The organism is Photobacterium sp. 270122K (assembly GCF_059941365.1).
Genome location: NZ_JBPOEN010000010.1, coordinates 90,599 through 111,889 on the forward strand (window position 1 = coordinate 90,599; position 21,291 = coordinate 111,889).

The following is a 21,291-nucleotide window of genomic DNA, read 5'->3' on the forward strand; positions in this document are numbered from 1 at the left end:
ACTCATAATGTTGCCTCATCCAATGGGTTATTGAGAGGCAGAGGTAGCTTTTTTACGGGAGATACCGTTTGTCCGGGCACCAAGCGGTGAAGCCCATCGGCGATGATTTTTTCATTGGGGCTGATCGCGCCTTCGACGTAAGCATGGTCATTGTTGGCATGCAACACTTGGATTGAACGACGTTCGACCGTAAATGTCTTGTTGCTGTTGCTAACGTCGGACTGGCTTTCGCGAAGCGCAAACACATTCCATACCCCGCGCAGTCCATCGGTCATCGCGGAAAGGGGGATCCAATAGCCAGCTGTGTCATGACGGTCCTGAAATTGGAGGTAGGCTAATTCCCCATTGATCACCTCTGCATTGGCAGGTAACGCAAAACGCAGTTTCACGGTGCGTGAGCCGCGTTCAATATTCGCGCCAGGGTTAAGCAGGGTAACGGGGTAGGTCGTTGCACCAATTCGGAGTGTCCAATCTGTGATTGCTGCCAGCTTGGACAATTGCTTGGCAGGGATGCCGATGTGCGCTTCTTTACGTGACGACGCCAGCAATGTCAGGGTAGGGGATCCTGTGTTGATCACATCTCCGGTTGAGACGTAACGATCACTGACGATGCCATCATAAGGGGCATAAACCGTGGATTTTTGCTGCTGTAATTGGTTGGCGTTCAGGTTCGCGGTGAGTTGGCGAAAGCTGGCTTTCAGAGCGTTACGTTGGCTGCGTAACGCATCCATTTCAGATTCGGCACTGAACCCTTTGGTTTTCAATGCGCGCTGACGGGTTAAGTTGGCCTCGATGAGTTCAAGCTGGGCGGTGACTTGTGCTTGGCGTGCGGTCAGTTCATCGGCTTGGGTGTGTAACATTTGCGTATCGAGCGTGATGAGGGGATCTCCCGTAGTGACCTTGTCACCGACATCGACCCAGAGCTTGGCCACTTTACCGCCTAATTCCACCCCAAGGTTCGCTTGTTGACCGGCTTGTACCATGCCGACGTATTCGCGTGCCACGGTATAGTGATCGGTGGCTTGTAGCGTGAATGTATTAACCTTGAGTGTCTGTTGGCCTGCAGCCTGTTCTGCTGCCTGTCCAGAAATGGGCGTTGCGTTTTGTTGCGCACGTTCATCGGGCTCTGAACTTGAGCTGTTACAACCCACCAGTAATACGGATAGCACAATCGCGCTGGTGGTAGAGATCCTTCGCATAACATCCTGCCTTCTTGATAAACTGGACCGTCTAGTCCATTGTTAAAAAATAATACAATGGAACTGGACTGTCTAGTTCAGTTGTAGTCAAATCGTTATCGGATTGTATGAGTACCGAAAGAAAGGTGATCGGGTGTTAAGTCCAAGAAGTGCGCAAAAACGAGAACAAATTTTACAAGCGGCAACGGCCTTGTTTGTGGATCAGGGGTATGGGATCAGCATGGAAGCCATTGCGGCTAAGGCGCAGGTCTCTAAGCAAACCGTGTATGCCCACTTTAAAACCAAAGACGAGTTGTTTGATACCTGCATTCGCGCGCGTTGTATTGCTAATCAGTTAGATGTCAGCTTAACGACCGATCCGCGTCCATCGGGCGAGGTGTTGTTTGATTTTGCTTGGCGTTTTCAGACCATGTTGTTGTCAGATGAAGTCAAAAATACCTATAAGACGGCGGTGAGTCAAAGTGATAGCCATCCGGAATTAGCTTCTGTGTATCTTCAGGCCGGACCGGAAAGTACCACGCGTAACATGGCCGCCTATTTGGCACATTTGGTGGAGAAAGGCGAGCTAATGGCTGGCCTGAATTGCCACCATGCAGCGCTGCAATTGCTGATGATGTTTCATGGCAAGTCGGTGTATTGGGCGAATCTCGGGCAAGACGCAGAGGAATCCGACGACGAACGCAAGGCGTATTTGATGGCTTGTATTACGATGTTTTTGCAAGGCTATAAAAGTTAAAAAATAGAAAGATAAATTACTGCTATCTTTTAAAGACAACGATATAAGTAGAAGGTATCAGGGGTCTGTATGATGGTAACTGGGGTCTTTGTGAAGGAACGTTGCAGCCGAAGTGGTGTGGTCTTTTTTGTTGTTCTGCCTGTCCTTTTATTGTTGTTACTCTATTCCTTTCCCAGTTATGCCGCGTCCCGCTTGTCAGACATTATGGATCGCGGTGTGCTGCGTGTGGGCACAACGGGCGATTGGAGCCCGATGACGATGCGGGATCCTGCTACCAATTTCTATCGCGGGTTTGATATTGATATCACCACAGAGTTAGCTAAAGATCTGGGCGTGACCGTGGAATATGTCCCGACGACCTGGAAGACCTTGGTGAACGGTGTTGTGACAGAAAAGTATGATATGACAGGTAGCGCCTCGTTAAATCTTCATCGTGCACGCATGGCCGGATACAGCGACACGTACTTCTATTTGGCGTTCGTGCCCGTTATTCAAAAGAACAACCTCAGTCGCTATCGCAAATGGAGCGACTTCAATTCCCCTTCCGTCGTTATCACCTCCACCACGGGGACGGTACAGCAGTCCATCGTGAAAGAAATGTTGCCGAAAGCCCGTCAGCACAGTCTTGACTCTCCCAACCAAGGTTACCAGTACCTGCTTGATAATAAATCGACTGCGATCATTACCTCCAACATTGAAGCCGCAACGTTAATTCAGCGTTACCCACAATTGAGCATTGCGCGTGTGGATGGCATGCGACGCCCAACCCCGATTGCCATGCTGCTGCCAAAAGGCGATCAGGAGTGGATTAATTATGTGAATCATTGGATTGAACTCAAACGTGTACAAGGTTTTTTCGATCGGGTCGCAAAAAAATGGGGCTTAGTGAAGCTAGAGGTGAAGTAAACCCCATACCGCTATTTGCTTGTTTCTCATAGTATGAAAGTGGTATAGATCGACCTTCGTCTTTTTTTCTGACAGAGAGTCACAATGTCACAGCAGGTTCAACAGCAAATCGGCAATATTGCCTTAGTGGTCGACAATTACGATGACGCGATTGCTTTTTATACTCAGAAGCTTCAGTTTACCTTGGTAGAAGATACCGATTTAGGTGGCGGAAAGCGTTGGGTGCAAGTTTCTCCACCGAACGGAAATGGGACGAATTTATTGTTGGCACAAGCGAGCAATGAAGTACAGCAGCAAGCGGTGGGTAACCAAACCGGCGGTCGTGTGTTTTTGTTTTTGCAAACCAATGATTTCTGGCGTGACTATGGGCTGATGAAAGCAAACGGTGTGGTTTTTAATGAAGAACCTCGCGTTGAAGATTATGGAACGGTCGTGGTATTCCAAGACCTGTATGGCAATAAATGGGATTTATTGCAGCTGAACCGCAAAGCATGATACCTGTAGACAGGCTATATTTGTAAATCAATAACGCAGGCAGAAACACGATAAGCAAGGAGGTTAATAATGGATTTATCACATTACCAAGGGCTGATTTTTGACATGGATGGCACCTTGATCGATTCGATGCCTGCGCATGTTGAAGCGTGGCGTCAAACCTGTGAGGAATTTGAAATTCCGTTTGATGCGCAGTGGTTTTATGCGCTGGGTGGTTCACCCACCATTAAAACCGCCCAAGCCATCAATCACCAATGGGAACAGCATTTTGATCCGGAGGTGTTGGCCGATACCAAGTGTCACCGTTTTGAAGCGTTAGGATTCAAAGGGGAGGTTATTCCCGTGACCTATCAGCTTTTACTGGCAAACAAGGCCACGAAAAAAATCGCGGTAGGTACTGGATGTCGATTGATGAATGCCGAGCCTTTGCTCAGTGAAACCGGTATTTATTCGCACTTAGATGCATTGGTGACCGCTGATGATGTGGACAACCACAAGCCGGAGCCGGATACGTTTTTAGAAGCGGCCAAGCGCATCGGTGTGGCGCCTGAAGCGTGCCTGGTGTTTGAAGATACGTTATTGGGCCAAAAGGCAGCATTAGCCGCAGGCATGGATTGTGTCATGGTGGAAGATGGCCAGTTGAGTGCCATCATTAAGGCTAAGCGCGTAAAATAGCCGCATGTTCTGTTGTTGTCTCATGAGAACGGGTATGCTTGCACCCATTGTAGCCATACCCAAAATGCATCATGAAAAACACGACAGATACCTCCTCTCGCCGTCAGGCCTCTCAGTCAAACCGCTCAGCCGAGAAAGACACCCCGCAAGGTGAACAATTTGGCATGTCTGAAACCCGCTTTTGGATTCAGCGCCTGAGTAAAACCGCCATTCGAGCGTTACATATCCTCGGTATTGCGGGCAGTGCGGGGGGCATATTGTATGGCGTTGATAAATCGTTATGGCTCCACTGGTGGGTCATGGTCATGGTCACGGGCGTGATCATGACGATGTTAGAAATTCGCCAATCACGTTTATGGTTGATTCAATTAAAAGGCGTGCTGACCTATGTGAAGTTGGCACTGATTGGTAGCTTCTATTTCTTACCCGCGCACAAGCCAGCGTTATTTATCACGGTATTGTTGATGTCGGTGATCATCGCACATGGTCCTGCGGGATTGCGTCATTACTCGGTCTGGCATCGTCGCCGTATTGATGACAAACCGGGTAAAAAACGCCGTATGAACGGCTAACATCAACAGACAGAAAAATACACAATTCCGAAAGCGATAAAGACAAAAAAGGGCAATCAGTCCATCACTTTGAACCACACGCACTACACTGATTATAAGTAGAAATCTTTGTTAATCGGTGTAAGGCGGTAGCGATGAAACAACTGATAGTGATTATTTTGTCTTTATTGGCGGTAGGGTGTAGCAAGTCTGTTGATGAGCGGGCAGATGACTATGTGGAAGCCAGTTTTACCTTGTGTGGCTCTAAGGTGAAATCGTACTCGCAGGGTGACGATGGCAAAATTCGTGTACGTTGTGAAAATGACAGCTATTTCACTGTGAAAGATCAAGCCACATTAGCCTACATGCATGAACTGAATGGGGCTTATTGCCATGGTAAAGGCTTCCAAACCTTTAATGAACGCCAACGTTATTTCACCTTTGTCTGTAATGGGGAAAAGCGTTTCAACATTCCCAAGTAGGACGTCTACACAAGAACGCTAATAAACAATCCCCACAATAAGCAGAAAAAACAGAGCCACCGTGATACGTACCTATCATGCGGTGGCTCTGTTTTTTTGAGTGGTTGTTTTGAAAGGTTGTTTTGCTCAGCTGGTTAGGGCGTGTTTAGCGCGATAGCTCAGCCTTTGTACCCTGGTGCGAGCATGGCACTGGTTACTTGGTACAACGCTTGCGGGTTATTCAGTGCCAGTTGATAGCCTACGTATTCATACAGACACCCATCCGCACTGCAATCCACTTCCCACTTACGCAGTAAATAGCCCGCTAATGCCGCACGTGATTCAATCACGAGTTTACCGTCGCGCATTTCGTAGTCCATTTCGATCGCCTTGGGATTGATTAACCTTGGGTGCGGAACCAATTCTAACTCGATGTATTTTTGCCATTGACGGTCAGCGTCGATACTTTCGTGTTGATCGGGCGCTTGCTCAATAATGCGTGCCGCGACGACACGGTTACATACCACATCCATAAACTGATGGTTCTTGCGGTCAAACGAACGAATGTGCCAGCGGTTGCCGGAATCGACCAAACTGTGTGGTGCGATCACGCGGGTGCTTTGTCCGCTGGATGCCGAGATATAATCAATCTCGATTAATCGATGGCGGTAAATGCCTTCACACAACACTGCCATGACCGGCGTGCGGGGGATAGTCAGTGAGATAGGCGTTTCACAATTGATCGGAAAGGCTTGATGGCCTGCAAAGCCATCCCCGTAACCCAAAGAGATTGTCGCTAAGGTTTTCTGAAGATCGAGGGTAAAAAGCGGGAGAAAGTCAGCCTGTTTGAAATACTTCTTCGATCGCATGTCTAACTTGAGGTTGTCAGGCATCAGTTCTTTGTACAGGGCGAGATCGCGAGTGGTCGCCGCATGACCGACAGCAAAACGATCAATCAAATCTTTTCGCGTGACTTCACCAAAAAAATAGAGGGCAAAGTCGATGAACGCCAAGCGTTCACGCTGAGCAGAGCCAATCGCATTCAATTTGTTCGCAATATCGGCACTGATGTCCGCAGAATGATTGTCGTTGTGGAGAGTCATGGTTATTTATCCAGTACTTTTGTTTGCCCCTAATATATACCGAAAAGCAGTAGATGCAAGTCTAATTCAAGCTTGCTATGGCTTCAGTGTCTTCTTTTTTGTGGTCGTTAATGTTTAAATAGTTAAATTAATATCCTCATAATCAGTATTTGAGTGATATTTAGTCAACGGTAATGTGTGTTTTGTCAGTATGTGTTGCGCGCTATCTAACTGATTGTTTTATGAGCCATAAATTGAGAATTTATGCGTGTTTTTTTACTGCAGATATGGACAATAGGCGGTAACAAATAGACATGCATTGTTGAAGCATGTTTTATTGAAACAAAACAGGGAGCCATGAGTTGGCATTAACAGACGAACAGCTTTGCACGGCTTACGACGCCTTGATACAAGGTGCAGTATGTTTAGATGAGCATTTAGCGCAAGGCGTGTGGGTGTATGTTGAAGGATTAATGATCGAGCGGAACATACCGCGTGATGAGTATTTGTGCCTCTATCATTTACAAAGTCCGCAATGTTTTATGAGTATGAGTTCATTCATGCCGATTGATTTTTTTGGGACGAATGAGAACCCGAAAAATGAGACGCCATGTAGGGACGCAAACTTTAAGCCGATCGTCTTAAAAATCTGTGAACTGGTACTTCGAGAAAACGAATACCCAGAGCAGTGCTGGTGTGTACATACGGCTTATTGCTCGGATGACGTTGAGATAGCGATTCAAACCCTTTTACGGTTACTGGCCGATTATGGTCAGTTTCCACGCTGCATAATTTGTAAATATCGTTATCCTGCCAGCTTCCTAGATAGTGACAGTATTTGTGAAGACTGCTGTTATGAGTTGCTAGGTTGCTAGGTTGCTAGGTTGCTAGGTTGCTAGGTTGCAATCTAACCCTCTGCCGTTAAAAGCCCTCGTGAGACATCTTGCGGGGGCTTTTTTGTTTCTGGCGGGAGAGGTGCGTTGCCCTTCTCACGCGTTTATGCCCGGGGTATATACTTATCGGCATGTCTTTTTATCCCGATAAGGCCGCCAATGTTTCAACTATTCAGACACTATTTCCATGTGAAGTTTGTTCGGCACATTCGTTATTTGCATTATACCGTCATGGTGATTGCATTAACGCAGTTGCTACTCAGTAATGGGATGCATATTGATAAGCAAGGGCAGATCAGAGAGACCGTGCTTGCGCAAGTCTCTACATGGGGTCACATCGTATTTGGGTGCCTGTTTTTACTCTCGATTGTGCTGTTTACGTGGGTGGAATTACGTGCGCATGGCTTGCGGTATTTCTATCCGTATCTTTGGCGGCAGTGTGATCAGATCAAGGCCGATTTTCTGCAGTTACGACAACGCCGTTTACCGGAGGCCAATCCACAGGGGTTGGCGGCATGTGTACAAGGGTTGGGACTCGGCGCCGGTTTGCTGGTGGCGATATCCGGTTCGATGTGGTTGATGTTATGGCTCAGTGATAGTGGGTGGAGTCATGATGCGAAAGACGTGCACAAAACGTTAACGGGGCTGATAGAAGCATATATCGTGGGGCATGGCCTGTTGGGTTTACTGCATATTTATTTGTCGCGATCTACCGTTCGGTAATCTGTTGGTATCGGGGTATATGGCGGTCCCTAAAAATTCCCCTGTGAGTCGTTCTCACAGGGGATATACATACCCTTTATAATCAAATTATTACGTCAATCAACACGGTTCCTCAACATCCCCAGTATTTATATCTCACAGCAGGCCATTACGCGTGTAACGACTCCATCGCTTCAACGTCAAAAATCTCGCCGAAGAACACCACATACACGCCAGGGGCAGAGCACTTGGCGGCCATGATTGCCGCGCCTAAATTGAAGGCGGCATCGTTTAAACTAAAGCCTTCAAGCGGCCACATGGCGCCGGTAAAAACGACCGTATGGCGGTTACTGTCGCCCAGCATGGCTTTAAGCTTGCGGGCACTGTCAAACACCGTAAACGTACCGTGAGTGATCACATGTGACCGACTGTCATTGGTCAAAATGGACTGGTAGATACCGTTCAGATCCTGCTCGTCGATTTCACGGCTGTCTTTGCAGCAGATCGGGGTGTGCTGCAGTTTGTTGTCGTCCATGCGGATGTACTTTTTTAAGTACGCCGGAATCGGACTTTCGGCTAAAGGGAACACCGTGCAGGCATCAATATCGTAGTACGAATCGATGGTACCGCCGGTGGTAATGAGTTGCACTTTTTGCGATGTTGAAGCATGTGTAGGGTACATAGTCAGACCATTATTTTATTATTGTTGAAATGGGCGTGGTGCTGAGCTGACACAGGTGGCGATACAAACGTTCCGTGTGTGCTTCACCGAGCATCGGAGTGACACAGTGGGAAAATTTGCTGGCAATATCCTGTTCAGACAACGGTTTTTCCGGATTACCTTTGGCTAAATCGTTTTCAAAACAATGGTTTTTCCCATCTTTGGTGGTGATGGTCAGCTTGGCTGGGGCGGTGCCGATAAAACCGAGCTTGGCCAGTTCCGGATCGATCGTCATATCAATACGGCGTATCCAATCCTGAATGGTGTCATCTTGCACCGCGGCGTCGGTAAACTGTGTCAGCCCCACTTGGCCGTAGTGTAGGCGTGCGGCCAGTGCATACTGCATCGAAAACTTCGCTTCAATGGCATTGGTCGGTGCGTTACACACCAGTTCACGCGGGCCCAGTAAACTAACACCCACGGCTATGTGTTCAATGTTGTCTGCTGAGATGCCATGATTTTCAATCGCGTCAGACAGGCAATCAATGGCTGGGTGGGAGCCGCTGCAACACGGGTATTGTTTAAACACGATCCCCGGCGTCAAAATATCCCATTCCGTCATCGCCGCCACAGATGGCGAGGTGAGGGTGAGTCCGGTAAAACACGCGGCAAAGCCATCGGCATTTTCTAAGACATCAAGACGGCCAGTGACCCCCAGTTGCGCCAGTTCTAATGCATTGATACCGTTGAATGCTGCCATGCCTGCGTGCAGCGCTTTGGTTTGGCTGCCAAAGTTACCGCGCACGCCAGAGGCCATCGACGCCGCAATGGCCAGCGCATGGCTGAGTGTGTGGGCATCGACCTTGAGGATTTTGGCGGCGGCAATTACCGCGCCAAAAATGCCAATCACCGGCGTCGTGTGCCAGCCCTGCTCAGACAGGGTCGGCATCAGTAAGCGGGCAATTTTGTGTTGCCCTTCAATGGCGGTGACATAGGCCAAAAGCGCCTCATCACCCATCACGTTTTCTTGTTCGGCTGCTGCCAGTACCGCCGGTGCAATCGTCACGGTGGGGTGACCAATGGTTGCCCAGCTGACGTCATCGAAATCTAACGCATGTGAAGCCACACCATTGGCGTACGCGGCGTAGGCCATGCTGGCGGTTTGCTCGGTACCGAGAATACGACACGGTCCGTGCGTGACTCGGTTCGCCACAAATGCCTGAATGTTTTTGGATACCGGCATCTCACTGCCGGGGATCGTCACGGCAAAGTAATCAATCATGGCTGTTTGTGCGATGCTCAACGCTTCCGCCGGAATGGCGTTGAGTTGTAAATCACAACACCATTGTGCCAGCTGGGCCAGAAATGGTTGATCGAGTGGAGGCTGTTGAACCTGATTCATGCTTGTATCCACGTTTGTATCAGAGGAGGTACTCATTGTTGTTCTTCCTGATAGCGACGGATAGCGGCAGCACTTCTGGCGGGATCCGTCATCACCATTGGGTCAAGCAGGTAGTCAGCTTGCTCTGGGGTAAGAATGCCTTTCTCAAGTACGACATCACGAACGCGTTTGTTCTGATCAAATGCCGCACTGGCCACCTGACAACCTACTTTGTAGCCAAATAGCGTCGCGATAACGGTGGCGAGCGCGGTACTCTTTTCGGCGTAGTCACGGCAAACCGCCACATTCGGTTCAAGATCGGCAATACATTTGTCCATGAACAACGGCAGGGTATTGGTCAGCAGTTGGATGGATTCAAACAGGGACTTGATGATCACCGGTTCCCACACGTTTAAATCCAGCTCGCCGCCTTCAACGGCCATCGTAATGGCGGTGTCGTTACCAATGATTTGATAGGCGATTTGGTTTACGAGCTCTGGCATCACCGGGTTAATTTTACCTGGCATGATAGATGAACCGGGCTGTACGGCTGGCAGTGTCAACTCATTGAAACCGGCACGCGGGCCCGAGCTTTGAATGCGGAAATCGGTGGCCATTTTCGACATGAAAACCGCCAGTTTTTTCACTTGTGCGGCCACTTCTAAGTAACCGTCGCCGTTTTGCAGGCCATCAAAGAAGTTATCTTCAGCTACATAAGGGGTGTCGGTTAGCGCTTGCAATTCGACATACACACGCTCCAAATAACCTTCATGGGTCGACAAACCCGTACCTACAGCGGTTGCACCCAATGGCAGTTCGAGGTTACCACGGTTGGCCGTGATCAGCGCTTGGTGCAGACGTTTCACTTGGTGGTAGTAACCACTGAACTGCTGGCCGAAGGTCATTGGCACGGCATCTTGCAGACAGGTACGCGCCAACTTCACGATGTCAGCAAAGTCTTCGGTTTTCTGTGCAAGCAGGGTTTCCAGCTTAGCCACTTCGTCGATCAGACCGTTGACCGCTTGGTAGCTGGTCACTTTCATCGCCGCTGGGATCACGTCATTGGTGGATTGGCCCATGTTGACGTGCGTATTTGGGTGCACGACATCATAGCCTTTGTTACCCGTCAGAATTTCGTTGGCACGGTTAGCCAGTACTTCGTTCATGTTCATATTGGATGACGTACCGCCACCCCCTTGGAACACATCAATCGGGAATTGGTCGGCAAATTGGCCTGCAATCACTTCTTCACACGCTTGTACAATGGCATCGGCTTGGTTTTTATCCAGTGCACCAATTGCGTGGTTGGCTTTGGCGGCGGCTTGCTTGATGACGGCAATGGAAGCGATGTAGTAAGGCACATCAGAAGCCAGTCGGCCTGAAACCGCAAAATTCAGTCTGGCACGTTCCGTTTGAATGCCGTAGTACACCGCATCATCTATCGCCATTTCGCCTAAAAAGTCAGTTTCGATACGCATAGTGTTTGTTCCTGATAATCTGATAATTAACGTTGTTGGCACACAATGTAGTGAAATTATCGAAACGAAAATGCGAGCTTGATCGCCTACCGATCAGTAGGAATTATCGTAATATTCACTAGTAGTTTTTCTAATAGTGTTGGGCCATGAAGTGTTATGAAAAAATTTAACTTTGATTTACGCCACCTGAAAGCATTGATTGCCGTGATTGATACAGGATCATTCAGCGCGGCGGCTGAGCAGTTATCACAAACGCAATCGGCGGTGTCACAGCTTGTTTCGAGTATTGAAAATAACCTGAATACGCAGTTGCTTGATAGAAGCAAGCGGCCCATTCGCCCAACGTTAGCGGGGCATGAGCTGTATGAGTTTGGTTCGAAGTTCATTACTGAAAGCAAGCGAGCCGAAGAGCGGATCCATGCGCTGGATAACCATCAAATCATGCGATTGCGCATTGGGATGATCGATTCGTTAGTGGGAGTGATAGGGCTGGATTTGTTCCAGTTTCTTGAGCCCAAGGCCAATCATGTCAGCCTGTCGACGGGCTTAGCACCATCGTTATTAGAAAAACTAAAGCTTGGAGATCTCGATATTATCTTGACCATGAACCACCTAGAACCGTTAAGAAACATCACCATTACGCCGATATTGACGGAAAAATACTTGGCAATCATGCCGAAGTCATGGCCAGAGCAGTCGATCAAATCGCTATGTAATAATGAAAACTATATTTCTTATACCAGTTCATCACCAACGGGTTCACAAACATTGGATTGGTTTAAATGGCGCAAGCTCAATCCCACTACGCGGTTTGAATCGTCACGTGCCGATACCGTTTTGGAGATGATTGACGCGGGACTGGGCTGGACACTGGCGACGCCGGTCTTTTTGGCGCACAACATGGCCTTGTTGGATAATATTCGGGTGATGCCATTGCCAGAGCCGGGGTTGAGCCGCAGCTTGGCCATTGCCACCCGCGGGCATGAGTTGGAAAGCTTCTCGTTACTGCTGGCGGATGAGATGAAAACCATTATAGCGGCCAAGTTTGATGGCTTTTTAACCGAGAGTTGGAAGTTGCTGTGATCAAAAAGGCAGAATAAATCGCAAAGTTGGCGTATGGTTACTGGGCAAGTGATGCGGGGCATCAGGCCAAGTTAAGCGGGGTTGCTCCCAGTATTGATATTTATTCTGGCACTGAATGCCGCGCTGACCGTTGCGCAGTAGATAATTGATGTCTCGATATCGGCGTGAGTATGTCGATGTATCTATATAGACCTGAAAAAGGTGGCAGAGGAATGAACGGAAGCAGCATCGAATTGTCTTGTCGGGTACCTGACGATATACAATCGCAAGTTATTATTAGTATCGTCATGGGGTTTTCGACTGAACCGACAGCCCGTTGGTGCTGGCCAGATAATGATGTCTATATTAACACCATGCCACAATGGATCATGGCGTGTGGCGGTCAAGCGTTTGCGACTGGCACGGCGCTATATCACAACGGCTGTGGCGCACTGTGGTTACCGCCGGGTGTAAAGCCGGATGAAGATAAAATGGACGCCTTACTGCGCTCCACCACAAACGAACAGCAGCAGGAAACACTGGCTTTATTGGGTGAAAAACTCAGTCCTTATACCCCGAACAGACCCCATTGGTATTTACCGTTTATTGGTGCTGAGAGTGCGAATAGAGGGCGGGGTGCGGGTTCTGTCTTGATGGAAAGTGTCACCAAAGTGTGTGATGAAGAAAAACAATTGGCGTATTTGATCTGTTCGCATCCGATGAACATGGCGTTTTATCAGCGGCATGGCTTTGAGATGATGGATGAAGTGCATGCGGGGGATTACCCTGTGATGATCCCGATGGTGCGGTTGCCGAAGAAAATCGTCTAAGGGGTACGTCGTGTAGCGTCAATAACCGATGATGCACAGAAGCCGATGAACACAAAAAAGCACAACTTGGCGTTGTGCTTTTTTTGTGGGTCATGCGCTAACAATCATATATTAGTGATCTAATCGTATTAGCAACTAGATATTAGCATCTAGATATTAGCAATCTAGGCCCAGCAGCTCACTGACATCCGTCCCCGGTGCCATGGTGCAGCGATCTTGGTTCAAGCGGAACCAGTGCAGCGGTTTTTCATTGGCGGATTCATAGGTCATGGTGTTGTCAGTAATGGCCAACCATGACCCTTCTGGAATCCCGATCACCGATTGGTGCGGATTCACAATCAAAAACTCTTCAATACGCTCGTCACGGGTTTCGCCCATGTGGCCTTCAATGGTTGCATCAATATAATGCGCGTTGATTTGGAATGGCACGAAGCTGAGAGACGGGGTAATGGCTGCGCTGACAATACACATGTCGTTGGTGGTACGAATGGTCGGTGCGCCGATTACGCTGCCTGCACTCCAGCCGATGTACGGCACACCGCGTTGCATGACGGCTTGTTGAATCGGGCCAATAAGACCTAAATCATGCAGGGTTTTGTTTAGCACCCAGGTATTACCGCCACTGACGATAATGGCATCCGCGTTACGGATGGCTTCCACCGGATCCGCGGCTTGGTGTAACCCTGTCACGTTGACATCAAGATGGCTTAGGCTGTCTGCCACCATTGCGGCACGATCATCGTGGCTGCCACGGATAACAGCGTAGGGAATCACCACCACATTTTTCACGTTTTTACGCGTCAATAATTCGGTGATTGCGGGTAGGGCAAATTCCATCACTTTTGTGTTGCCGGCGACTTTACCATTGCTAAGCAGTAAGAGATCCATCATCTATTCTCTTGTTGGGGAAAACCAAAGTCAGCATGGTAGCGTAAGTGTTCTGTCGGAAAGGTGAATGACAGCACAAAAATTCCCACTCATACCGCTTGATGGTGTGAGTGGTTGTATTTTAGGCGCCAACCATGCCTTTGTCCGTTATTTCAACAAAACCCCTGTTCATGGCAGACATGGGTTGCCCAATGCCATTGTTGGAGTAGAATCAAGCGCATGAGGGAATACACATAATCAATAAGCAGTGGGTATCATGAAAGAAGTAATCAGTAGCCTGTACGATTCAAAAATGGCCGCGTTGAAAGCGAAAATTGACGCAGAAAAATTCGATGTGAAACTGACTATCGTGACCGTGGGTGACGATCCGGCCAGTAAAGTGTATGTACGCAATAAAATCCGCTTGTTTGATGAGCTGGGTTTGCCATGCGAACACATCACGCTGGATGCCGATGGCACCACACAAGCGGATTTGGATGGCCTGGCTGCCCGTGCCGATCACCCAATGTTGTTCCAATTACCGTTACCGAACGGCCTTGTAGCACCCGATTTGCCTGCAAAAGTTGATGTGGATGGCTTCGGCTCAGAAACATTGGGTCAGTTGGTATTGGGCCAAAATGCCGTATTGCCGTGTACGGTACAAGCGGTTATTGACATTATTGAGCATCATTATGCTAACCAAGCTGGCGATAACCATTTCGCCGGTCTGAAAGTAGCGGTACTGGGACGCAGTAATATTGTTGGTAAGCCACTGGCAATTGAGCTGATCAACCGTCAGAGCACGGTTTCAAGCTTCAATAGCCGTTCTGATCTTGCTTCTGTTGATTGGACGCAGTTTGATGTGATCGTGGTGGCAACGGGTTATCACGGTACGCTCGACAATAGCCAATTTGTGGACGGCCAATTGATCATTGATGTCGGTATTAACCGTATTGATGGCAAGCTGGTGGGTGATATTAAACACCATGAAGATGTTGTTTCAGCGGCTGCAATTACGCCAGTACCGGGGGGCGTAGGCCGTTTGACTTGCCTGCACGTCTTGGGCAACGCCATCAAATTGTGTGAAATGAAGGCACGTTAATCTCGTCATATGACGCCGTAATAAAACGTGACCCCACCTTACAGAGATGTCTATGCACGAACTTAAAATGAATATAATTAAAGTCGATAGCAGCAACGAACAGGTATATGCGAATTTATACCAAGGGTACGCTGCGGAGTTTTCACGCATTATTGACGACAAGCCTGATGAAAATGGCTTGTTTGAAATATACCCAAAGATTGAAGGTCATGTTTCAGGTTACTTGCTGTATGTTGACGGCATTCCTGCGGCGCTGACGGCGATTGAAGAAAAGTCGCCGAAAGAGTATGAAATCTGCGACTTTTATGTGTTGCCTTGTTTCCGCAAAAACAAAGTGGGCAAGCAGTTTATTACGTGCCTTTTTTCTCAATTAGAGGGTTCGTGGGAAATCAAACAAGTAGCGGGTGCCGATCATGCTGTCAAATTTTGGCGTGATGTCGTGACAGATTACACCGCTGGTAAGTTTGAGGAAGACATGTATCAAGATGAGAAATGGGGCCTAGTGACAAGGCAGTGTTTTTCACATTCCTAACGTGTTGCCCCGTACACAGTGATTGGACTGACGGTAAAAGGAGCGTATAAACGCTCCTTTTTTATTTGAGCGTTGCGTGTTTGTACTCGGTGTGCTTTTCTTCAAAATGCTTCACCACAAAATCAATAAAGGCCCTGACTTTGGATGATTGCTCTTTGTGATAAGGGTACACAATATACAGGGCGTGTTTGTCCATCTGCCATTCGGGCAGCAGCTCCACCAACTCACCAGACGCCAACTCTTTCTCCACAAAAAAATCGGGCAGTAGTGCAATACCGTGACCGGCACAGACGGTTTGGGTTAACGCGAGGCCACTGTTCACGGCATACACACTCGGGGGTAAGTCGATGGCCTTGACCATATCGTGTTGTTTAAACGTCCAGCGACGGGCGGTAGACGACAGGCTGTAACTGAGTAAGCGATGGTTCACGATGTCATCCGGTGTTTGCAACGCACCCGCTTGGTCGACATACGCGGGTGAGGCGCACAGCACACGGCGAATATCGAACAGTTTGCGTGAACGTAAACTGGAGTTACCCATTTCGCCGCCACCACGAATGGCCACGTCGATCCCCTGATCGATCAAGTCCATCACTTCATCACTCATCACCACATCAATGGTTAATTCCGGATGCGCCTGCATGAACGCGCAGATGATGGGGTTGATCTCCACAATGCCCAATGACATCGGGGCGCTGATCGTTAATCGGCCAGTTAGGCGCTGAGAGGACTCAATCACCGATAAGTCCGCGTTTTTTAAAGCGTCTAATACGTTACAGACCTGCTGGTAGTACAGTTGGCCGTTATCGGTAATGTGCAACTGACGGGTTGTGCGGTTGATCAATGGGCTTTTTAAATAGCTTTCGAGTTCGTTGATATTCCGGCTTACGGCTGCCTTAGACAGGTTTAAATCGTCAGCTGCTGCCACAAAACTGCCCAGTTCTACGACACGTCGAAACACGGTCAATGCTCTTATCTTATCCACATAATCCTCGGTATTGGTGTGGGTACAGCTGTGTGGGTGATGGTGGGTACTATGCCCTATATCGCGGATACTATTGTTCCGCTTTGGTAAACAATATAGTCACTATAATGGTATTTATTCATTAAGGTGAGTCAATTATTCTTATTGTCATAGAGAGAGGCGCTGCCAAGACAGTCAGCCGTAGACAGAAAAAGAAGAGAAAATAGGACTCCCCATGAAGAAGATTCTTGCATTTACCGGTAGCAATAATAGCCAGTCTATCCACAACATTTTAATTCAATCATTGGCGACACATGCGACCCAAACGGATGTGAACACGTTGGATCTGAACGATTTTACGTTACCAATGTATGGGCTGGATGTCGAAGGCCAAGGCGTACCGGAAGACGCGGTGAAACTGCGTGCTACCCTGAATGAGTACGATGCGTTGATCATTGCATCACCGGAGCATAATGGGTCGATGCCGGCTTTCTTAAAAAACGCCATTGATTGGTTGTCTCGTGTGGCACCGCAAGGCACCTCCTTCTTTGGGGATGAGAAAAAGCCCGTTTTATTGGTGAGCACATCACCGGGTGCGAACGGTGGCGCAACGAACCTAAAAACCATGGCCGAGTTAATGCCTTGGTGGGGCGGTGATGTGAAAGGCACGTACAGCTTGGGTGGTTTTTACGACAAATACCAAGCGGGTAAGTTTGATACCGAAACCACTGCAGAGCTGAAAGCCCTGATGGCGACATTTGAAAGTGCGCTATAAGGCGATAAGGCTAAACGTGAATTTGCGAAACAGTTATTCGCAAAGTAATTATTCGTGAAACAGTTATTCGCGAAATAACAGTCCAACTGAGCGAGGTTGAGCATGGCGGTATTAGAGCAAGGTATTTGGTATCCGAACAAAGACGCAAGTGAGCTGGCACATATTGATCAGTTTACACAACCTAGCGAGGTTGAAGCAGGGCGTTATCACTTATATATGTCGCTGGCTTGTCCGTTTGCCCACCGTCCGTATTTGGTGATTGCTTATCTTGGCTTAGAGGCAGCGATCTCCGTGTCGTCAGTGGCCGCCAAGCGTTATGCCGATGGTTGGGAATTTGATGAAACACATGTCGATCCCCTGTACGACAGCACGAAGTTGGCTGAGTTGTATGTGAAAGCTAAAGCCGATTACACCGGCAGCGTCACCGTGCCGCTGCTGTGGGATAAAAAGACGGCGACCATTGCCAGTAACGATTCAGCTGCAATGGCGATGGATCTTGCGACCCGCTGGCTGCCATTGGCCAAACATCCGGTTGAATTAGTGCCCGCGTCAATGCAGGCGGAGATCACCGAACTGAACCAATGGCTACATGCAAACGTGAACCGCAAAGTGTATGAGGCGGGGTTCGCCACCGAACAAGCCACGTATGATGCCGCCAGTGACACCTTGTTCGCAGCTTTGGAACAGCTTGATCAACGCCTGAGTCAGTCCACGTACTTACTGGGTGACAATGTCACGTTGCCGGATTTGTTTTTACTGCCGACGTTAGTGCGCTTTGAAGCCGTGTACGAAGTGCATTTTAAAGCCAATAAACAGCCATTGCGTACGTTTACGCACTTATATCGTTATATGCGTGACCTTGTTGCCGATGAACGTATTCGCCGCACGATTGATATCGAATACATGAAGCAGCACTACTACTTTTCGCATCGACACATTAACCCTTACGGCATTGTGCCGGCAGGGCCGCAACTGGATTGGCTGTAAGTCACCGAGTACTGAGTGCCTAACAATGAGCCCACGTGCGGCGAATCGCATGAATTAGACAGGATTAAGAACCACCATGAGCAAAAAGCAACAACCGACACTGCGAATTGATTTTTTTCACGATGTGATTTGTGGCTGGTGCTACGTGTTATCACCACGTTTACGTCAATTAGCCGCAGAATTTGACCTTGATATTCACCATCACGCCTTTGCGTTAACTGCCACGCGTGAGGATCAAATCGAAAAATTTGGCTCGGTCGCACAAGCCAAACAGATCATTATGGGTCACTGGGCGCAGTGTGCCAAAGCCGACGATGATCAGCGTATCAATGTCGAAGGCATGCGTGCCCAAGCGTTTGATTATCCAATTTCAACCCCCGGGCTGGTGGCGTGTAAAGCGGCGGCTCAACAAGGGGGAGAAAAGGGCAGCGAAGCCGTATATTGGGTCTACTTTGATGCTATCACTCATGCGCATTTGCATGAAAACCGCAATATTGCTGATGACGCCGTACTGGTTGCACTTGCGGGTGAAATCGGATTGGATACAGCACGCTTCCAACAGGACATGGCCGATCCACAGCGACATCATGAGATAGAAGCAGACCGTCAATTGGCAGCAGCCTATGGTGTGAACTCGACGCCAACATTAGTGATTAACCAGCAATGGGCGGTACCGGGTGCCTTCTCGTTAGCGCAATTGCGAGAGGCGTTAAACGAGATCCAAGCTGAGATGTAAAACAGCGCGCTGTGCATTCAGTGTGAAGAGGAAGAGATGACGTAGCACACTTTGCCCAATACCTGAGTAGGACAGATCAGCCCCATCTCGGCGCTACTCACACTGCTGTTATGCAGTCCGGTTAGGGTGAGCGCGTGGTTAGCGTGAATATTGGCAACACGTTTGACGATTCGGCCATAATGAGAATGATCGACGACGATATCATCACCGATCTTTAAACGGTAAAACCAACGCGAGACCAACACAAAATCCCCCGCCAGTAAAACAGGGAGCATACTGCTCCCTGTGACTTTTAAAATAAACACCATATAAACGCGCAGCCTTAGCTTTGCGGTGCCAATTGAGGGTACGCGACAAGTTGCTCTGGTGGGTAAGGGCATTGTGCTCGGAATGTCGTCACACCTTTGGTTTTCCAAAACGCTTCCGCAAACTGATTCACTAATTCGAGTAGCTCTAAGGCATGGTCACGGTCGACATGCTGCTTGGTTTTTGACGCTTGTAGCATGATGCGATGCACTAACTCATGCACGCCAGCGACCTGATCAAATTGCGCTTGCTTGAAATAATCCCCCCAAATAACCGTGATTTGCTGCTTCAACTCCACACCATGCTGTTCTTTTTGAGCCACTAAGCGGGCAAGTTGCGCGTGATCTTGCACGTTTAATGTGGTTTTAGCGGCTAATTCTGCGATCAGATCGCACATGCGGATCATCGTAAGGGCTGATAATTGTGCACTGATAGGATCATAGATTTTGCAAGGAATATCACAGTGGGCTGATACCGTTGGCAACGGTTGCTGGCGGTCAAAGGCCGTTAATAGTTTATGCAGCATCTCATTGCTCCTTTTTGTTTGTAGCGTTGATTTTACGAACAACCACATACGCAAGCAGAGCGGCAACAGACAGTCCTGCGCCGATAGCAATAAAGTGAATGATATCACTGGTCCAATGGTGATGGTCATGACCTGTATGTGCCAGCGTTGAGGTGGCAAATAGGCTTAAAAAGACAAAAAAAAGGGTTTTCACTTACTTCACTCCTTGTAGGTAAGAGGGGGGGGGATCAGGATAAAACTTGGATACGATGAAGGTATTCATAGCGGGCTTTCTGCCACATATTCAATCCACGCATTAGCACGCAATGGTGTGCTTTGAGTTCCTCGGGAGGATTGTATTGTTGGAAGAAAGCAAAAGATTGGTCGAATAGGTTTTCACAAACGAGTCGATCATTGATCGCCTCGTAGTTGTCTATCAGGTTCAAGTAACTCACCAATACCATCGCTACCGCATCATCTGGGTACGCAGCAAAGCAATCATGAAAAATCAGTTGAGCATCTTCAAGCGCTTGACGGTTAAGACGGATAGCTTGGGTGTAATTTTGCTGTTGAAAGCAAGACTGAGCCTGCCGGGTGAGTGTTTTCCATTGGTCATTCATAGGATGCTGTCGTGATTGCAAATCGTTATGGTTATCATTTGTATTTACAGTAAAGCAAAAAAATGACAGGAATGCGAACAGATTTTTATGCACCTTTTCCCTTATTTTTGTATGGTTTCGTGTTAAATAAAAAGCATTCAGTTTGCAGCGTGTTTGAGCTATTTCCTGCGGAATGTCTCGCAGAATGCCATTAAGCGGCATCGCATCCATTGTGATACTGGCGTTCTCATGCCGTAATACACCCTCACAGCGGTAATTAAGAGGGATGCATGGAAGACGTTAAGATTCAATATTATGAAATGTACGGCACGGAAGAGGAAGTCGAAGAAGAAAGAGTGATAGACACCGCTGATGCAGCAATACTGAAATTTCAGCAATCCCCATGGAAGAGCGTCGCTGATAGCAATATCCCATCAGATAAAGGGATTGATTTAGAGTATGTGCGACATTCACAAGCGTTGACTATGTACGCGAAAAAAGAACGCATGTTGACCGCTGTCATGATCAACAATACAAAAGACTCTGGGGTATGGGATCTCTCCATTGGTGCAGAAAATCGACGATTCTTCGGTTGGCGGTTGTTTAGAGAGCATGCCGATTATTATTATGAGTCGGTTGATCAACAAACCGTAGAAGAACACATTCGTCGTTATTTTTCCCACACGCACTCGTCCTATTTGGCATGGTTAGATAAAGAGGTGACTTATCTTGACCAACGTGACGCCGATCAGCGTGAAGCCGATAAGATGGCATAACACACTTTGCCCTGTGTCTGAGCGGGGCAG

General features: G+C 48.3%; 28 protein-coding genes. 17 read left to right on the forward strand and 11 right to left on the reverse strand.

Features of this window, described 5'->3' with window-relative positions; all coding sequences use genetic code 11:
• Positions 1-2 precede the first annotated feature (2 nt).
• Entirely contained in the window at positions 3-1,199 is a 1,197-nt protein-coding gene (locus tag ACSF8W_RS17755; RefSeq protein WP_500848500.1) for an efflux RND transporter periplasmic adaptor subunit, read from the reverse strand.
• Between the two features lie 133 nt (positions 1,200-1,332).
• On the opposite strand from ACSF8W_RS17755, the gene ACSF8W_RS17760 reads away from it, so the two are divergent.
• From ACSF8W_RS17760 to ACSF8W_RS17785, 6 genes are all read left to right on the forward strand, one after another.
• The gene (locus ACSF8W_RS17760; RefSeq protein WP_500848501.1) at positions 1,333-1,935 is read left to right on the forward strand and encodes a TetR/AcrR family transcriptional regulator; all 603 of its coding nucleotides are present in this window, start codon (positions 1,333-1,335) and stop codon (positions 1,933-1,935) included.
• A 72-nt stretch (positions 1,936-2,007) separates the two neighbouring features.
• A complete protein-coding gene (locus ACSF8W_RS17765; protein ID WP_500848613.1) occupies positions 2,008-2,841 on the forward strand; it encodes a transporter substrate-binding domain-containing protein in 834 nt (277 codons plus the stop codon).
• A gap of 84 nt (positions 2,842-2,925) precedes the next feature.
• Positions 2,926-3,336: a VOC family protein gene (locus tag ACSF8W_RS17770; protein ID WP_500848502.1), complete on the forward strand. Its 411-nt coding sequence runs from the start codon at positions 2,926-2,928 to the stop codon at positions 3,334-3,336.
• A 69-nt stretch (positions 3,337-3,405) separates the two neighbouring features.
• The gene (locus ACSF8W_RS17775) at positions 3,406-4,011 is read left to right on the forward strand and encodes an HAD family hydrolase (RefSeq protein WP_500848503.1); all 606 of its coding nucleotides are present in this window, start codon (positions 3,406-3,408) and stop codon (positions 4,009-4,011) included.
• A gap of 71 nt (positions 4,012-4,082) precedes the next feature.
• Positions 4,083-4,583, forward strand: coding sequence for a hypothetical protein (locus ACSF8W_RS17780; protein WP_500848504.1), 501 nt, complete (start codon positions 4,083-4,085; stop codon positions 4,581-4,583).
• A gap of 134 nt (positions 4,584-4,717) precedes the next feature.
• Positions 4,718-5,044 carry a hypothetical protein gene (locus tag ACSF8W_RS17785; RefSeq protein WP_500848505.1) on the forward strand — a complete coding sequence of 109 codons (327 nt, stop codon included), beginning with the start codon at positions 4,718-4,720 and terminating at the stop codon, positions 5,042-5,044.
• Between the two features lie 158 nt (positions 5,045-5,202).
• Here ACSF8W_RS17785 and ACSF8W_RS17790 read toward each other — a convergent pair whose 3' ends face one another.
• Positions 5,203-6,126, reverse strand: coding sequence for a WYL domain-containing protein (locus tag ACSF8W_RS17790; RefSeq protein ID WP_500848506.1), 924 nt, complete (start codon positions 6,124-6,126; stop codon positions 5,203-5,205).
• Positions 6,127-6,467: 341 nt separating this feature from the next.
• Between ACSF8W_RS17790 and ACSF8W_RS17795 the strand changes: the two genes are divergently transcribed.
• Both ACSF8W_RS17795 and ACSF8W_RS17800 read left to right on the forward strand, forming a co-directional pair.
• Positions 6,468-6,980 carry a hypothetical protein gene (locus tag ACSF8W_RS17795; protein ID WP_500848507.1) on the forward strand — a complete coding sequence of 171 codons (513 nt, stop codon included), beginning with the start codon at positions 6,468-6,470 and terminating at the stop codon, positions 6,978-6,980.
• 177 nt (positions 6,981-7,157) lie between these two features.
• Positions 7,158-7,721 carry a cytochrome b/b6 domain-containing protein gene (locus ACSF8W_RS17800; protein ID WP_500848508.1) on the forward strand — a complete coding sequence of 188 codons (564 nt, stop codon included), beginning with the start codon at positions 7,158-7,160 and terminating at the stop codon, positions 7,719-7,721.
• A gap of 148 nt (positions 7,722-7,869) precedes the next feature.
• On the opposite strand, the gene ACSF8W_RS17805 is transcribed toward ACSF8W_RS17800, so the two are convergent.
• The 3 genes from ACSF8W_RS17805 to ACSF8W_RS17815 are packed head-to-tail and all read right to left on the reverse strand — an operon-like array spanning position 7,870 to position 11,220.
• Complete coding sequence (locus ACSF8W_RS17805; protein WP_500848509.1) at positions 7,870-8,382, reverse strand: asparaginase domain-containing protein; 513 nt, start codon at positions 8,380-8,382, stop codon at positions 7,870-7,872.
• A gap of 10 nt (positions 8,383-8,392) precedes the next feature.
• A complete protein-coding gene (locus tag ACSF8W_RS17810; protein WP_500848510.1) occupies positions 8,393-9,763 on the reverse strand; it encodes an MmgE/PrpD family protein in 1,371 nt (456 codons plus the stop codon).
• A gap of 32 nt (positions 9,764-9,795) precedes the next feature.
• Positions 9,796-11,220, reverse strand: coding sequence for an aspartate ammonia-lyase (locus ACSF8W_RS17815; RefSeq protein ID WP_500848511.1), 1,425 nt, complete (start codon positions 11,218-11,220; stop codon positions 9,796-9,798).
• A 156-nt stretch (positions 11,221-11,376) separates the two neighbouring features.
• Here ACSF8W_RS17815 and ACSF8W_RS17820 point away from each other — a divergent pair, with 156 nt between their 5' ends.
• Together ACSF8W_RS17820 and ACSF8W_RS17825 are read left to right on the forward strand one after the other, a co-directional pair.
• On the forward strand, positions 11,377-12,303 hold the full coding sequence (locus tag ACSF8W_RS17820) for a LysR family transcriptional regulator (RefSeq protein WP_500848512.1): 927 nt from the start codon (positions 11,377-11,379) through the stop codon (positions 12,301-12,303).
• A 212-nt stretch (positions 12,304-12,515) separates the two neighbouring features.
• Positions 12,516-13,112 (forward strand): GNAT family N-acetyltransferase, encoded by a 597-nt coding sequence (locus ACSF8W_RS17825; protein WP_500848513.1) that lies wholly within the window; start codon positions 12,516-12,518, stop codon positions 13,110-13,112.
• Between the two features lie 156 nt (positions 13,113-13,268).
• On the opposite strand, the gene pepE is transcribed toward ACSF8W_RS17825, so the two are convergent.
• Positions 13,269-14,000, reverse strand: coding sequence for a dipeptidase PepE (gene pepE, locus ACSF8W_RS17830; protein WP_500848614.1), 732 nt, complete (start codon positions 13,998-14,000; stop codon positions 13,269-13,271).
• Between the two features lie 67 nt (positions 14,001-14,067).
• On the opposite strand from pepE, the gene ACSF8W_RS17835 reads away from it, so the two are divergent.
• The 3 genes from ACSF8W_RS17835 to ACSF8W_RS17845 all read left to right on the forward strand — a co-directional run bounded on the left by ACSF8W_RS17835 (position 14,068) and on the right by ACSF8W_RS17845 (position 15,613).
• Complete coding sequence (locus ACSF8W_RS17835) at positions 14,068-14,223, forward strand: hypothetical protein (protein WP_500848514.1); 156 nt, start codon at positions 14,068-14,070, stop codon at positions 14,221-14,223.
• 33 nt (positions 14,224-14,256) lie between these two features.
• Complete coding sequence (locus tag ACSF8W_RS17840) at positions 14,257-15,081, forward strand: tetrahydrofolate dehydrogenase/cyclohydrolase catalytic domain-containing protein (protein WP_500848515.1); 825 nt, start codon at positions 14,257-14,259, stop codon at positions 15,079-15,081.
• A gap of 67 nt (positions 15,082-15,148) precedes the next feature.
• The gene (locus ACSF8W_RS17845; RefSeq protein WP_500848615.1) at positions 15,149-15,613 is read left to right on the forward strand and encodes a GNAT family N-acetyltransferase; all 465 of its coding nucleotides are present in this window, start codon (positions 15,149-15,151) and stop codon (positions 15,611-15,613) included.
• A 61-nt stretch (positions 15,614-15,674) separates the two neighbouring features.
• Here ACSF8W_RS17845 and ACSF8W_RS17850 read toward each other — a convergent pair whose 3' ends face one another.
• A complete protein-coding gene (locus ACSF8W_RS17850; RefSeq protein WP_500848516.1) occupies positions 15,675-16,598 on the reverse strand; it encodes a LysR family transcriptional regulator in 924 nt (307 codons plus the stop codon).
• A gap of 214 nt (positions 16,599-16,812) precedes the next feature.
• Here ACSF8W_RS17850 and ACSF8W_RS17855 point away from each other — a divergent pair, with 214 nt between their 5' ends.
• The 3 genes from ACSF8W_RS17855 (at position 16,813) to ACSF8W_RS17865 (ending at position 19,075) form a co-directional block, all read left to right on the forward strand.
• Positions 16,813-17,352: an NADPH-dependent FMN reductase gene (locus ACSF8W_RS17855; RefSeq protein WP_428478071.1), complete on the forward strand. Its 540-nt coding sequence runs from the start codon at positions 16,813-16,815 to the stop codon at positions 17,350-17,352.
• 102 nt (positions 17,353-17,454) lie between these two features.
• Positions 17,455-18,339, forward strand: coding sequence for a glutathione S-transferase C-terminal domain-containing protein (locus tag ACSF8W_RS17860; protein WP_500848517.1), 885 nt, complete (start codon positions 17,455-17,457; stop codon positions 18,337-18,339).
• A gap of 76 nt (positions 18,340-18,415) precedes the next feature.
• Positions 18,416-19,075 carry a DsbA family oxidoreductase gene (locus tag ACSF8W_RS17865; protein ID WP_500848518.1) on the forward strand — a complete coding sequence of 220 codons (660 nt, stop codon included), beginning with the start codon at positions 18,416-18,418 and terminating at the stop codon, positions 19,073-19,075.
• A 17-nt stretch (positions 19,076-19,092) separates the two neighbouring features.
• On the opposite strand, the gene ACSF8W_RS17870 is transcribed toward ACSF8W_RS17865, so the two are convergent.
• Genes ACSF8W_RS17870 through ACSF8W_RS17885 form a run of 4 tightly spaced genes read right to left on the reverse strand, consistent with a single transcriptional unit; the run spans position 19,093 to position 20,716 of the window.
• Entirely contained in the window at positions 19,093-19,455 is a 363-nt protein-coding gene (locus tag ACSF8W_RS17870) for a S24 family peptidase (protein ID WP_500848519.1), read from the reverse strand.
• The gene (sodN, locus tag ACSF8W_RS17875; protein WP_500848520.1) at positions 19,398-19,907 is read right to left on the reverse strand and encodes a superoxide dismutase, Ni; all 510 of its coding nucleotides are present in this window, start codon (positions 19,905-19,907) and stop codon (positions 19,398-19,400) included. Before sodN ends, ACSF8W_RS17870 begins: the two co-directional genes overlap by 58 nt.
• Position 19,908: 1 nt before the next feature.
• Positions 19,909-20,100: a hypothetical protein gene (locus tag ACSF8W_RS17880; protein WP_500848521.1), complete on the reverse strand. Its 192-nt coding sequence runs from the start codon at positions 20,098-20,100 to the stop codon at positions 19,909-19,911.
• Positions 20,101-20,134: 34 nt separating this feature from the next.
• Positions 20,135-20,716, reverse strand: a complete 582-nt coding sequence (locus ACSF8W_RS17885; protein WP_500848522.1) for a DUF2753 family protein — start codon at positions 20,714-20,716, stop codon at positions 20,135-20,137.
• Between the two features lie 59 nt (positions 20,717-20,775).
• Between ACSF8W_RS17885 and ACSF8W_RS17890 the strand changes: the two genes are divergently transcribed.
• Positions 20,776-21,261, forward strand: a complete 486-nt coding sequence (locus tag ACSF8W_RS17890) for a hypothetical protein (protein WP_500848523.1) — start codon at positions 20,776-20,778, stop codon at positions 21,259-21,261.
• Positions 21,262-21,291 lie beyond the last annotated feature (30 nt).